Raw genomic sequence first — 14,383 nt, forward strand, 5'->3', positions numbered from 1 at the left:
TTTCGAATAAAGTTTCAAATATGAATACCCTTGTTACATTTACAATGAAGTCATGTAAAGTTGTTCGGTCAAATATTCCCCCCTATTCAACTGACGATTATTTCTCCTCTTCTAATGATCTGCTTTAGCAAACTACTTGATTAATTTGTTTCTATATATCACTATACATTCTATAAACAGTTTATTATGGGGATATTTAACTGTTTTATTATAACTTTATAAATCACGGAAAGGGCTGCGAATGCATATTTCCATTCACAGCCCTTTCTTATAAAAGTCTGATTAATAAACAAAATATATCAAAACAGTTGTCACAATTCCTACCCACACACAAAGCAAAAAGCAATAGCCCATAATATGCCTTATATGAAGACCGACAATACTTAAAATGGGCAATGCCCAAAATGGCTGAATGAGATTTGTCCAAGCATCTCCCCAGCCGACTGACATTGCTACAATAGCCGGATCAACTCCTAAGTCTAGTCCAGCTGGTATTTGCAATGGGCCTTGTAACGCCCACTGTCCTCCTCCAGAAGGAGCCATAATATTTACTAATCCAGCCGTCCAATACGTAAATACTGAAAATGTTTCCTTATTAGAAATAGATACCATTGCTTGAATGATATTCTCAGCTAATCCTGAACTTCCTAATACAGCTATAATCCCCGCGTAGAAAGGAAATTGAAGAATAATAGGTGAAATAGACTTAGCTGCTTCTTTAAAAGCATTACCATACTGTAATAATGAACCATGAAAAAGAAGCCCTATAGATAGGAAACATATATTAATCAAATTAAGATTTAAATCTCTATTATTATAAAAATTCATTACGGTATAAATAAGACCAATGAGTCCAATTAGAATTCCTAATATTTTTGTATTTTCTAGAAAAGATGCAGGTGTGGATTCTTCCTGTTCAGTATCCTGTTCTTCCGTTAATTGATTTTCTTGTTTCAAAGGTTTATAGGGAACAATATTTCGTTTAGGAGACATTAATAAGATCATAATTGGCATCGTAATGAGGAGAGTTAAAAAAATGATAATTGTACCTGGATGAAAGATTGTTTCGGAAGTAGGGATAACACCCATTTGTTTTTCTAAAAAATGCCCTGAAGTAGCAACCGTAAGACCGATTGAACTAGATAATCCTGCAGTGTATAAAGCTGTCGGGGCATATGCACAAGCTACTAGTAAAGGAAAATGTGCATTTTCGTTGCGCTTACCAACCTCCCTAGCGACTATTGCACCAACAACTACAGCTAATCCCCAATTGATATAATAAGCAGCAGCAGAAATTAGAAAGGTATATAAATATGCTTTATTTGCTGTGTTCGCTTTTGATGATAGCTTTTCCAACCCTTTTCTAACAAACGGAATAGAAGCAAGAACCATACCCGTCATCAATAATAAAACCATCTGCATCGTAAAAGCTAAATAAACCCAAAATCCATCACCATAAGAATGAATAAGTTCAAGCGGATTGTCTGGCGTACTAAAAAAACCTAATATGAATACAACAATCGTCATCAATACAGCAATCACAAAAGCATCCGGCAAGTACCGAGAAATCCATTTTGCAAACTTATCAGATAAGGCGTTTAACAATACTTTTCCCTCCTTGTAGTATGTCTTCCTTTAATTAGTATGGAGGGCAGGCTTAAATTATGATTGTTTAACTTCTGTCAGTATAGCTATGTACATTCTTCACTTCTTAATAAAAGAAACAATTGGTATTATTTTAAGTTCTTAAAACAATTAGCGAATAAACATGAGAACTATTTTCTTTCTTCCGTGCTTTTTTGATACACAACTGAATTTGCTCTAGGTCTCCCTATTGAACGTTCAAATTCATCCATCTGTCCACTGTTATATAAGCGCATCCAACGTTGAATAGTAGATTTCGTTTTGATCCCATACTTGTCCATAATTTCTCTATTCGTTAATTCACCTTCTAATTTATCTTTAATAACGGCCCATTTGACTTCTGCTGAAAAACTACTTTTTTTCACCATAGAGAACACCTTCCGAAAGATTAAATGTAAACAAAAACTGGTTTTGGTATCTGTATCTTTGTACCTATCTATTAAGAAGATACCCTTACATCTACTTGCTTATGCTTCTGATGTTTCAATTGTTTAAAACATTTAATATTCTTAATTATCGGTCTCAAACTAAACAAACTAAGAAAATAGGACTAGATTTCACAAAAGTTTATTAAACGTGTTCTTTATTAAGAATATACATTAATTATAACACAAACTATTCTTAATAAAGAACATTTAAAGTGAAAACTTGTAAGTATTGTATTGCTTCAATATCAAGAAGTTCATCTTGATATAAATAAATAGCAAGGTCGAACGTTTGATGTAAAATTCCCTCATGATGGGCAATTAAATTATAGATTGACTGTGTACACAATGAAAGGAAAAGATTATAAAAATGTACTAGATATGATACATGATCAGGAACTGACTCCTTCACACGCATAAATAAATAGGGGAATATTCGTGATATGGATGTATTGAAGTAAAGCCACATTTATTGATAGGATGCGGCTCTGCTGTCCGTTTTTTATCTTTACTTGCAAAGGAATTAAATAATTCGAGTTATACATGGTACAATCAAGAGTCCATGTCGAATTCTACCTTAATATCGTATTCTTCCACGCCTTCGACATCTTCCTGCTAATGATTAATTCCCTGCAAGGCTACAATATGCCCTTCTTGAAAGTAATCAAAACCTCGTTGAATAAATTTAGCATCTATAAGATTTCAAAAATTTGATAACTTCATTCTAATACCTCTTAATCTAACAAGATTATTATTCAAAAAATTACTCTTATATCTATCATCCTACATTTGATACCGGGAAGACAAGGTGGTGTTTGGCACTAACAGAAAAAAGAAAAGCTTTGTAGAGATTTCTCCCTACAAAGCTTTTCGATATGTTTCGGATGGTGACTGGCACCGTGCCCAAATTACCTACTATATTACTTTACTGTTAAATTTGCAGTTGGTGAAACTAAAGTTGTACCATCAGCTTTTTTAGCAGTTAAATCTAATGCTAAACCAAATTTATCATTGATTTTGATAGATTTTAATACATTACCCACTTTAATATTACTATCAGATCCTAAAGTAACTGTTAAAGTTGTTGTTGTTTCATCATAAGCAGCTGACGCATTAGTTCCTAATGTTTGACCATCAACAAAACTAATACCTAAACCATCAATATCAGCTGATGCAACTGTAGCTGGTAAATCAACTTCATCTGAAAGATTAATTGTCAAAGTTGCTGGAGTAGCTCCATTGACAGCTGTAAAAGTTATACCATCTATAGCTACAGATGTTTTATCTTTATTTGCATCTAAAGATAATCTAATTTCCTGCTTAATATCAGAAGCATTTGTATAACCTGGTGCTGCAGGTTTTTTAGCAATTACATCTGCTAATACTAATTGTTGTACTCGAGCCGGCGCCTTATTGAAGTCAGTTAAGTCAACTTCTGGTAAAGCTTTTAGCGCTGTTAGAAGCTCTTCATTAGTTGTAGCGTCATTTACTGCTTTTAATTTAGCAGCAGAATCTAGACCTTTAATAGCGTTTGCTACAGCCGTTTGTAAAGATTCTAAAGTTGTACCAGTGAACGATTCAAGTGCAGTGTAAACAGCTGTTTCATTAGTAGATGTTACACCTGTTAAATCTAATCCTGGAACATTTTTAATTGCTGTTTTCACTGTTGCGACTGAATTTGCATCTTTTACAGCAGTTACTGCAGCAGTTACTTGAGCATTATAAGCAGCTGCATATGCATTTTTAAATCCAATTTCCGACAATTCTCCACCAGCATTATTTCTAGATGTTAATACTGAATTAGCTACAGCAGTCTTTTGAGCATCTGTTTTTAATTGTTTGAAATCTGGGCTAAGAGTAGCTTTCTCTAAAGCTGTTACTAATTCTGCTGCAGTTTGAGCACTATTAACCGCAGAAAGAGTATCTTTAACATTACCATCTAAAGAAACAATCTCAAATGTGTATTTATCATTTGCATCTTTAGAAACTGTAACTACAACTTTACCTTTGTTAGTATCTACTAAGTCTTCAAAAGTAGATTGGTTAATTCCAACACCATTAACGTTTTTAAACGCTACAGCGCCTTTGTAGCTCATTTTATCTTTGCCTACAAATTTAATTTCTTCTTTAGTTCTATCAATTGATTCTACAACGCCAGTATGAATTTTTCCAACTTCAGCAGTAGATACAAATGAAGCTTTAGCTGAGTAGCTTCCAAGATTTACAGGTTGCTTATTAGAACCAGAAACTGGAATTGCTGTACCATGAGCTTCTACACGTACAGAAGTTGTTTTGTTATCAACAGATTTAACGTCAATTGAAGGCGTTGTACCTTTCACAACTGGTACTGTATAACTACGGTTTGGAGAAATTGTTACATCTCCAACCTTCACATCGTTACTACCTGTGTTAAATACAGTAAATGTAGCATCAATATGTGAGTAACCAGCTGGTAACGTGAATTCTTCACCACTTTGGTTAGCAGCAGTGTACTTGAATGTAGCTGTTTCTAATCCAGTGAAGTGCTTATCTTCTTTAACAACTTTAGTTCCGTTGTAAGCTTTTAACACACCATTAACAAGTTTTGGCTCAGCAAAGTATGAAATAGGAGCAACTTTATTTGGCTCACCATTATCTAATACACCTTTTTTTGCATCACTAGAGTTGATATCGATCCATGCAATTGGAGTAGCATAGTCTTTAACATTTTCACTTGCAATAGTAAATTTAGCTTCACCTTTAGAATCTGTTTTAACTGTGATTGTTTTACCTGCATTTAATTTTACATCATTTTTCTCTTCAACGAAGTAAGCAGATGTATTTGTGCTGATTACTCTATCAATATCTTCATTGAATGCAAGGTTTACAATTTCATTTGCAGCCACTTTACCATCTTTTGTTTTCAATACAACTTTATATTCACGTCCATTTTTAACACCAGTTGCTGCTTCTTCTGCACCTTCACGTGTTACTTGGATATCATAAGAAGCTTGAACTGCACCAAAAGTTAATTTGTCAGCTTTAGATTGAAGCTTAGTAGCATTCCATTTGTTTTCTGATTGTTGGTTAACAATTTGATCAAGGAAAACAACTGGAGTTACTTCAGTATTTGTTCCAGAAACTGTGAATGTTGCTTCACCTTTGCTGTCAGTTGTAACAACTGCAGTAGTAGCAGGAGTTCCGTTTGACAATTGAACTGGATTCACACCATTAACAGTTGCAGGAGATACCTTATCAACAGTTACGCCAACATTTTCAGCAAATGTTACATGTAATTTTTGATTAGCAACTGGTTGGCCAGTTTTTGGATCTTTATAAGTTACTTTGTATAATTTATTTTCACCATTGTTTAAGCTGTTTTCTTTTTTGTCATCAGCTGCAACTGTAAGAATTGGGCTAACTCCCCAGTAAACTGATGATAAGCTACGTACTGCTGGTGCACCTGTAGGATATACAGCAACTTCATCAGTGAATCCAGCGTTATATTGAGTGTAAGAGTATGTTGCAATACCGTTAGCATCAGTAACAGCTTCTGCAACGATATCTTTGTTTAAGCTATTGTTAGCAGAATCAATATTGAAAGTAACTGCAACGCCTGCTTGTTTTACTCCGATATCAGCTTGTAATGTAACTTCTTTACCAACAACTCCTTGAACAGAAGCATTGTTAACTTTAATAGAAGTTGGGATTACAGCAGAAATACCTTTGAATTTACCAAGAGTAGTTTCACCAGATTTAACTGTATATTCTTTATCAGCTGTTTGAGCTTCTGTAGTAAGAACAACAACTTTGTTGTTTGTTTGTTTAACAGCAGCATTAGTGATTTTTAAACCTTCGATTGAGAAATCTAATGCTTCAATATCACTAACTTCTTCTTTGTAAGTTACTTCAACAGTTGTATTGTTGATAGCTTTAACGCTACCTTGAACTGCTGGGCTATCAGCTTTATCAGCTCTCATTAAGAAGATTGCATAATCTCCGCGTTTAGCGTTGTCGTTAGTACCGAACTGAGTAGCTGTTTTACCTTTAGTAATTTCGTTTGCAACTAAAGCACCAACTGCTGCAGTGTATTGTGCAGGAACGTCAGTGAAGTTAACATCCGATTGGCCTTCTAATTGGAAACCTTTTTGAATCCAAACAGCTAATTCACCACGAGTGATTAGTTGATCTGAACCAAATTTAGTAGCTGATTTACCAGAAGTAATTCCAGCTGCTTTAAGAGCATTTACATATTTTACTGCACGCTCAGGTACATCAGTGAAACCTGCTGCTGGAGCTTTCTCGATATCAAGTCCTAGAACTTTAACAAGAAGTACTGCAGCGTCAACACGTTTGATGTTTTCGTTTACGCCGAATTTAGTTTCAGTAAGACCTTGAGCACCTTTAGATACTACGAAGTCTACTGCTTCTTTATATTGTGGTGCTACATCTGTGAATGAAGCCGCAGATGCTAATGGAGCAATAGCGCCAGCTACTAAAGTAGCAGTTGCAGCAGTTGCTACGAACTTACGATAAGATTTTGGTTGGTAAGCCATTTAAAAAAATCCTCCCCGTTTTGTAAAAAATTTTAAAAAATTCTATCAATAAAGTGAATGATAGTTCCTATGTAGTTTAAGTTCCTACTTAACCTAATTTTGTATATATATAGATAAATAGGCAAATAGTAGTTAAACCTCTTCATCTATTCTACCAAATAAACCATATTTTTCAACTATTTTTTACACTTTTATTCAATTAGTAGAAAATAATAGCAAATGATAGAATATTAAGGATGTGGTTCCTAAATATACTAGTCGGAAATCACACTCATCATTATACACACTCATTTCCTGAATTGGAAGAATTTTATTAAAAAATTTCATTAATTTTACATAAAACCTAAGAATACCAAGTATATTCAGCCTTTTAATAATCAACCAACGTTTACATTGTATGGATATATTTGTATGAAAAGAACTAAAATTTACTATTTATTCCAAAAACAAAAGTCGCGCTCGTTCAACGCCGTATGAACTGGATCACTTCGAACGAGATAAAGGAAACACGAAGAGCGGAGCGATTCGATGTGTCTAGCTTCATCGGCCAGCCCCTCTATAGTCTAGTCATCTCTCTTCCGGAAATTAAAACGCATTTCCTACTGATAGTGTCTTATTCTTGTCGGTGCTAAACGAGCCGATTCAGCATTTCTATGTTGACTTATCGTAAAAAGAAGCGTGAAGTTCACTAGGCGTTGGGTGCTCGGAGCTGGACGTAGAATCATTCTATTTCAAAGTAATCAACTGCCAATTATTTTAATAAATTCCTAAACAAAAAAACCGATCACAGCTTTCGCCGTGATCGGTTTTTTATTAATAATAACTTTTCTGCTGGTTTAAATGTAGGAATGCAATCGTTAGACCGCCCACTAACCAGAAGATAATATTTAATTGTGGAATGAAAATTAAGTTGTTCGATATATTTTGTACCATGAAGGTGACACTACCTACAAACACACCTGCTGCTACGATCTTTCCTAGTTCATCATTCTGTTTAAAGTACAGACGAACGAGATACAAGAAATAAGTAACATAGAATGACAAGAACGCTAGAATACCGATTGTTCCTGTTTCAGCTGCAACTTTAAGATAAGAGTTGTGAACGGAATATGCATCGTGACCGATATCAAGCTCAGGATACTTCGTTACAAATTCTTTGTAGCGAGTATAGTAGTTACCCATACCTACACCAAGTACAGGGTTATCTTTGTACATGTACAGCCCTGTCTTCCATAGCGTAACACGGGATACTACAGCTGTATCTGAAATAGCCTCTTCTTGCTTTTCTTTTTCTCGTTCTGCAAGCTCTGCCTCTGACATATCGCCAGGATCTTCTTCTGGTTCACCAATGTCTGGTGCTTTAGCATTAGGGAAGAATATCTTCTCTACGGCATAGACTGCAGACTGAGCACGAGATTGAAAGTCTGGCATGAAATACAAGCCAGTTAATAAAACAACAAATGCAATAAGAATATGCGGTTTAACGAAATTCTTTAAGAATCGTTTCGGCATAATAATAACTGTTAATATGAAAGCACAAAATGTTGTTACCCACGCAGCACGTGTGTACGTTAAGATTATGTTCACAATAAAGACTGCATAGAAAGCGAAGAACATTAATTGAACTTTCTTGTCTTTGAAATACACCACTGCTAGTAATAAGAATGGTGGAATAACGAAGTTCAAGAATGAAGAATAGTAGTTCGGGTTAACTAATGTCGAATCTACTCGTCCTTTCGCTTCTTGTAATGCGTATAATCCAGCTTTATTTAATGAGAAATTAAAGATGTATTGGATAATACCGAATAAACCAACGATAATTGCAGCTGTTCCGAATGCTTTAGCGAAGTTAATGTATTGTTCTTTCGAAAACTTCACCTTTACAACGATTAAGAATACAACTACATATGATAGGTAACGTGCGATTTCCATGATACCTGGTTTTAATGCAACAGCGCCTATTAATGAAATAGCTGCTGCCACTAAGTATAGTCCAAATGTGATCAGAAACGGCCAGATGTTTAATGAATTTAATTTAATTGTTCCTTTTCTATACTCCCAAAGAAACGCGAGTACTAGTAAAGGGACAAGAATAACCTCAATCGAAATAATGCCTTTCTTGAAATAAACTAAAGGCACAAGAAACAGATGTAACAGGATTAGAATGTATGTTAAGCTTCTATTATTATTCATACTTGATTCCTTTCTCTACAGTATCCCCTCTAAAAAACAATATACTTGTTTTTTGTCCACTATTATTTTTTTCACCTTTTAACACTTTACAAGATGATGGCGAAAATAACAATGACTATTTTTTTGTAATACTCTTATATACCTTATCAATACTACTAGCTAGTGCATTTAGTGAGAAATTGGTAGATGCATGTTTAAATATGCGCTCACCCTTTGTAACTAGTGATCCATTCAGGTAATCGTCATAGCTTTCAGTGATTGCTTTCGCAAAAGCTTCATAATCATTCGTTGGAGCAACCCAACCATATTCATCTGATGATAATAGTTGTCGTACCCCACCAACGTCAGTAGAGATTAATGGTAGCTTCTGATTAGCCGCTTCTAGTAGCGCTAATGGAAAACTTTCACTATGCGAAGCTAATAGAGCAATATGCGAATTGCTATAAATATGATCTACATCTTGGCGAAAGCCTAGGAAATGTACATTGTTTTGTAATTCAAGATTATTAACCAATCCTTGTATTTCATCTTTAATAGGACCATCTCCTACTAACACAAGATGGATATGAGGATTGTTTAACTTCTTCAATGCTTTCAGGACAAGATCATGCCCTTTGATTGGATGCAGCCTTGCAACCATTGTCATAACAAAGTCATCGTTAGATAACTTCAGTTCCTTCTGTAAAGAATCATCACGCTCTAGTGGTTCTGAGAACGTTATGCCGTTATAGATGGTATGAATGATGTTAGCTGGAATCCCAAGTGCAACCAAATTATCTTTAAAGCGTTCTGATACAGCAAAGAAGAAATCAATCTTCTTAAGTGTACGGAGATTCAACATCGTAAAGATACGGCCTTTCAAACCGCCCTTCATAAAGTCCAATTTCGGATCACTATGAATGGTTGTAACCCATACTGCTTGAATCTTCTTCTTAATAAATGACATAAAAAGGTTCGCTCGTGGCCCATGTGAATGAACAATATCGAATTGCTCTTTATTAATGAACGCAGCTAGCTTGTTTACAATTCGTAAATCATAACGGGATGTCTGTGGCAACATCTCCACACGTATTCCTTTTTGCCTTGCTTCTTGTGCAAGAGGACCGTCTTGAAAAACAAGGAGACAAACAGATTCTTTTGGAAACTGTTCTAACAGAGTTGTTACGTGTTTACGTGACCCTCCAGTTTCTCCGCCGCTTATGACATGTAATACTTTCATCATCTTCCCCCTGCATCGACATATTATTCCACTAAACATAATAACAACCCTTTCGAGAGCTACTCAAAAGGATTTAATTAGTGTTACTTAGAGCGCACAACCTTTAATAAGAATTTCGGAAGTGCTAACTGACGTTTAATTCGCTTTGGTTCTTTCATTAAACGATAGAACCATTCTAAACCAAGATTTCGGTAAAATGCTGGCGCACGTTTCACGTGTCCTGCAAATACATCAAAGCTACCGCCTACACCTTGGAAAACTTTCGCGCTTACACTATTCATATGCTCACGAATCCATAGCTCTTGCTTCGGACTTCCCATCGCTACGAATAGAAGATCCGCTTTCGCTTCGTTGATTTTATTAATCACTTGCGTTGGATCTTGTACATAACCATTTTCGTATCCTGAAATGATGATTTCAGGGTATTTTTCTTCAATTTTCACTTTCGCTTGTGAAACGACTTCTTCTTTTGCACCATACAGAAAAACACGATAGCCCTTCTTTGCTGCAAATGCCAGCAAATGGTCCATCATATCAACTCCCGTTACACGAGAAGTAATCGTTCCTTTCTTAAGCTTGGAAGCAAGCAGTATGCCAACGCCATCAGGTATGCCATAAGTGCTGTTATTAATGAGCTCACGCAATTGTTCATTCTTCTCAGCAGCCATAACCTTCTCAGGATTTACAGCAATAATCGTTGACTTCTTGCCTTCTTCCATTCTTTGTTCAATATCAACAAGAATTTCGTCATAGCTTAATGGTGATACATCTACGCCGAAATATGTTTCCTTTTGCATGTTCATCTTCCTATCATCTAGATCAGCGCAAATTCCTTCACTAGATTGTTTTCTTTTTGAAAACCTGTTACTTAACGCCCTCCTTATATGAAAAGTGGAAGCGCCCATATTGTAAAGTCCGCTAGTAGCTGGAGCTAGACATCATGCAATGCTTCAATCCTTAACTATATTAGACGAAGTAATAGGTTAAAAAGTTTCTAAATTTTTCCGTCCTAACTCTCGCTATATCTCCCACCTCAAACAAAGAAGCCCAAGTGGGGGATAAGCGACAGTAAGGAACCTATTCGTTGAACGAACCATCAGAGAAGATAAACCTCCTACTGATGGTTCAGTTCACTTTATTGAATAGCTTGTAAGTTTTTCAAATCACCAATACGGTAGATTGTAAAACGATCATCTTTAATCTTCGCACAGTTACGAGTATCGAAAATAACTGGAGTAGCCATTTTCTCAAGTAACATTGCTTCATCAAACTGTTTGAATTCATCATGGTCTACAAGAACAACAAGAAGGTTTGCCCCATTTGCTGCATCTTCTAGCGTGTGTAATGGGAAGGAAACTTGTTCTTCGTGAATGTGTGGATCGTGAATTCTTACATCTAGTCGCTCATCTGCAAGAAGCATTTCAGCGATTTCGATAGCTGGACTTTCACGAACATCATCAATGTTTCCTTTATACGTTAAACCACAAACTGCAACAGCCGGCTTGTCTAATTCACAAGTTAGGCGTTTGATTTGTTCAATAACAAAGTGTGGCATTGAATTGTTAATTCTACGTGATTCAGCAATTAAAGGAGACTCTTCTCTTGCCTTCTCAATAATGAAGTATGGGTCTACTGCTAAGCAGTGTCCACCTACTCCTGGTCCTGGTAAATGGATATTTACTCGTGGATGTTTGTTCGCAAGCTCAATCACATCATGTGCATTTACGCCAAGACGTGCTGAGATTTTTGCTAATTCATTAGCAAGTGCAATATTTACATCACGGAATGTATTTTCCATTAGCTTAGACATTTCAGCTGTAACTGCTTCTGTTTCAATTACATCACCCGTAATAACAGCTCGGTACACATCACCTGCTTTTGTAGCAGCTTCTGGTGTAATTCCCCCTACAATACGAGTATTTTCAATTAGCTCGATTAAAATACGCCCTGGTAGTACTCGTTCTGGGCAATGAGCTAAATAGATATCTTTATATGGATCAATTCCAGCTTCCTTAATAATTGGTGCTACTAAGTCATCCATCGTTCTTGGTGGAATTGTTGATTCTACAATGACAATATTTCCTTTCTCTAAATAAGGAAGGATTGCTTTCGTTGCTTCCGCTACATAATCCACATTCGCACTATGATCCGCATGAATTGGAGTTGGAACAGCAATAATAAATACATCCGATTTCTCTGGTTGTAATGATGCTTTCAATTTACCTTTAGCAACTACTTCTTGCACTAATTCAGGTAAATCAACTTCTTCTATAGTAACCTTGCCTTCATTTAAAGAATCTACGACTTTTTGATTTACGTCTACGCCCAGTACATCATATCCAGCACGAGCAAAAACAGACGCTGTTGGTAAGCCAATATAGCCTAAACCAATGACACAAATCTTCTTCATAGCTTGGTGACCTCACTTATTTTTTTTAGTATGTTAGATGAATCGTATGATCGGTCCATCTCTGAAAAGCCATGCAATCGAACGCATCTTCATTCGTTCAGCGTTTCACTATACCCCACTTTGTTTGACAGAAACATCTGCAATTGGAGCATTTAAAAAGAAAGAATTAAATTCCTAACATAGTATATCAAATTAAAATGATGCTTGCATTAATAAGATTAGGAAAGACAAAGCTACCTAAAACAAGTAATATATGGAACGCCCTGTCCAAACATTAATAGCATTGAGAAACAATAGACGTAATGTTAAAATATATGAAGTTCAGAAAAGCGGAGGCGCCCGGTTAGCTCCGTATGGATTGGAGCCCTCCGACTGAGATAAAGGAAACACGATGAGCGGTTAAGCGAATCGATGTTGACTTATCGTAGGGAGGTGGGCGAAATCCACTAGGAGCTGGGCAGGTCGAAAAGCGGAAGTGCCCCGTTTAGCTCCTTATGAACTGGAGCCCGTCGACTGAGATAAAGGAAACACGATGAGCCGATGGGCGATTCGATGTTGACTTATCGTAGGGAGAAGAGTGAAGTTCACTAGACGCTGGGCACTGGAGCTAGACAGGTCGAATTGCGGAAGTGGCTTGTTCAGCTCCGTATGGACTGAAGCTAAACAAATCGAGCTGAAGACACACACCGCATCCGCTAAACAAAATAGACAATAAGCGGGTTTGGTTTTATATAAAAAGGAGGAAACACCAGGTTGAAAATTGTTATTTCAGGCTTTTATGGATTAGGAAACACCGGAGATGAAGCGATTCTTGAAAGTATCGTCGATAATTTACGAGACTCGTTAGATGCTCCTGATATAACTGTATTTTCTTTATCTCCAGAACAAACAGCGAAAGAACACAATGTAAAAACTGTGTATCGCGGCTGGAGACATGATAATAAAGGAAAGATTAAAGCATTGCGAGATGCTGACCTATTAATTAGTGGTGGCGGCGGCTTATTACAAGACGCTTATCCAACGAAGTTTCTTTTCGGACCACTTCCTTATTATTTATTGATTGTGCTATTAGCAAAACTTTGCGGATCAAAAGTTATGTTCTTCTCACAAGGAATTGGTCCTGTCACTTCCACTTGGGGAAAAATTCTAATGAAGCTTGCAAACCTTGCTGACTTCGTAACCGTTCGAGATCAATTCTCGAAAGACTATCTTCTCAATCTTGGTGTAAAACGACCTGAAACTGTTGTAACTTCAGACATCGTATTTGCTTTCAAGAAAAAAGAAGACTCTGCATGCATGGATTCACTTCAATTAAAAGGTGACGAGAAACTAGTAGCCGTTTCAATGCGTCCATGGTTCGAACATACAAAGCAATTCGAACAAACAGCGCAAATCTTGGACGAGCTTATTGAGAAGAAAGGTGTAACACCTGTATTCGTTCCTATGGAAGGTCATCATGACACAAATGCTAGTCAGCAAGTAATGAAACACATGAAGCATAGTGACAAAACAATTATGCTAGGCGAGAAATTCACGCCGAATCAATATTTAAACTTCATTAGTGAATGTGAAATGACAATCGGTATGCGTCTACATGCATTAATTTTCTCAACCTTATCAGGTGTACCTCACATCGGTTTAAGTTATGATAAGAAAGTTGAAAGCTTATTAAAGAGAAGTGGCATGTGGGATTACTCAGCAGATCTAATGGAAATTGACGCTGACAAACTTACTCAAAATGCACTAACCATTCTAGACAACCGCGAACATTACGCAAGCATCGTAAGAGACAATGCAGAAATCATGCGTAAAGAAGCTGTAAGAAATGTTGATTTATTGAAAGAAAACTTTTTGAAATAAGAAAAGCGGCAGCGACCGTTCTGCTCCGTATGGACTGGAGCCCTCCGACTGAGATAAAGGATACACGAAGAACGCAGTGATTCGATGTTGACTTATC

At 36.4% G+C, this 14,383-nt stretch carries 8 protein-coding genes; 1 reads left to right on the forward strand and 7 read right to left on the reverse strand.

All coding sequences use genetic code 11. The features are described 5' to 3' along the window. Positions 1-282 precede the first annotated feature (282 nt). The 7 genes from V7014_RS12945 to V7014_RS12975 all read right to left on the reverse strand — a co-directional run bounded on the left by V7014_RS12945 (position 283) and on the right by V7014_RS12975 (position 12,426). Entirely contained in the window at positions 283-1,605 is a 1,323-nt protein-coding gene (locus V7014_RS12945; protein WP_335507752.1) for a short-chain fatty acid transporter, read from the reverse strand. Between the two features lie 170 nt (positions 1,606-1,775). Beyond that, positions 1,776-2,012 (reverse strand): helix-turn-helix domain-containing protein, encoded by a 237-nt coding sequence (locus V7014_RS12950; protein ID WP_335507754.1) that lies wholly within the window; start codon positions 2,010-2,012, stop codon positions 1,776-1,778. A gap of 977 nt (positions 2,013-2,989) precedes the next feature. Further along, positions 2,990-6,604 (reverse strand): S-layer homology domain-containing protein, encoded by a 3,615-nt coding sequence (locus V7014_RS12955; protein ID WP_335507756.1) that lies wholly within the window; start codon positions 6,602-6,604, stop codon positions 2,990-2,992. 813 nt (positions 6,605-7,417) lie between these two features. Continuing rightward, the gene (locus V7014_RS12960; protein WP_335507758.1) at positions 7,418-8,797 is read right to left on the reverse strand and encodes an O-antigen ligase family protein; all 1,380 of its coding nucleotides are present in this window, start codon (positions 8,795-8,797) and stop codon (positions 7,418-7,420) included. Between the two features lie 115 nt (positions 8,798-8,912). Continuing rightward, positions 8,913-10,016, reverse strand: a complete 1,104-nt coding sequence (locus V7014_RS12965; RefSeq protein WP_335507760.1) for a glycosyltransferase family 4 protein — start codon at positions 10,014-10,016, stop codon at positions 8,913-8,915. A gap of 83 nt (positions 10,017-10,099) precedes the next feature. Next, complete coding sequence (locus V7014_RS12970; protein WP_335507761.1) at positions 10,100-10,813, reverse strand: WecB/TagA/CpsF family glycosyltransferase; 714 nt, start codon at positions 10,811-10,813, stop codon at positions 10,100-10,102. 338 nt (positions 10,814-11,151) lie between these two features. Beyond that, complete coding sequence (locus V7014_RS12975; RefSeq protein WP_335507762.1) at positions 11,152-12,426, reverse strand: nucleotide sugar dehydrogenase; 1,275 nt, start codon at positions 12,424-12,426, stop codon at positions 11,152-11,154. Positions 12,427-13,179: 753 nt separating this feature from the next. Between V7014_RS12975 and csaB the strand changes: the two genes are divergently transcribed. Next, on the forward strand, positions 13,180-14,286 hold the full coding sequence (gene csaB / locus V7014_RS12980; RefSeq protein WP_335507764.1) for a polysaccharide pyruvyl transferase CsaB: 1,107 nt from the start codon (positions 13,180-13,182) through the stop codon (positions 14,284-14,286). Positions 14,287-14,383: the final 97 nt, after the last annotated feature.

This window comes from Bacillus sp. JJ722, from assembly GCF_036963345.1.
Taxonomy (GTDB): domain Bacteria; phylum Bacillota; class Bacilli; order Bacillales; family DSM-1321; genus Bacillus_AD.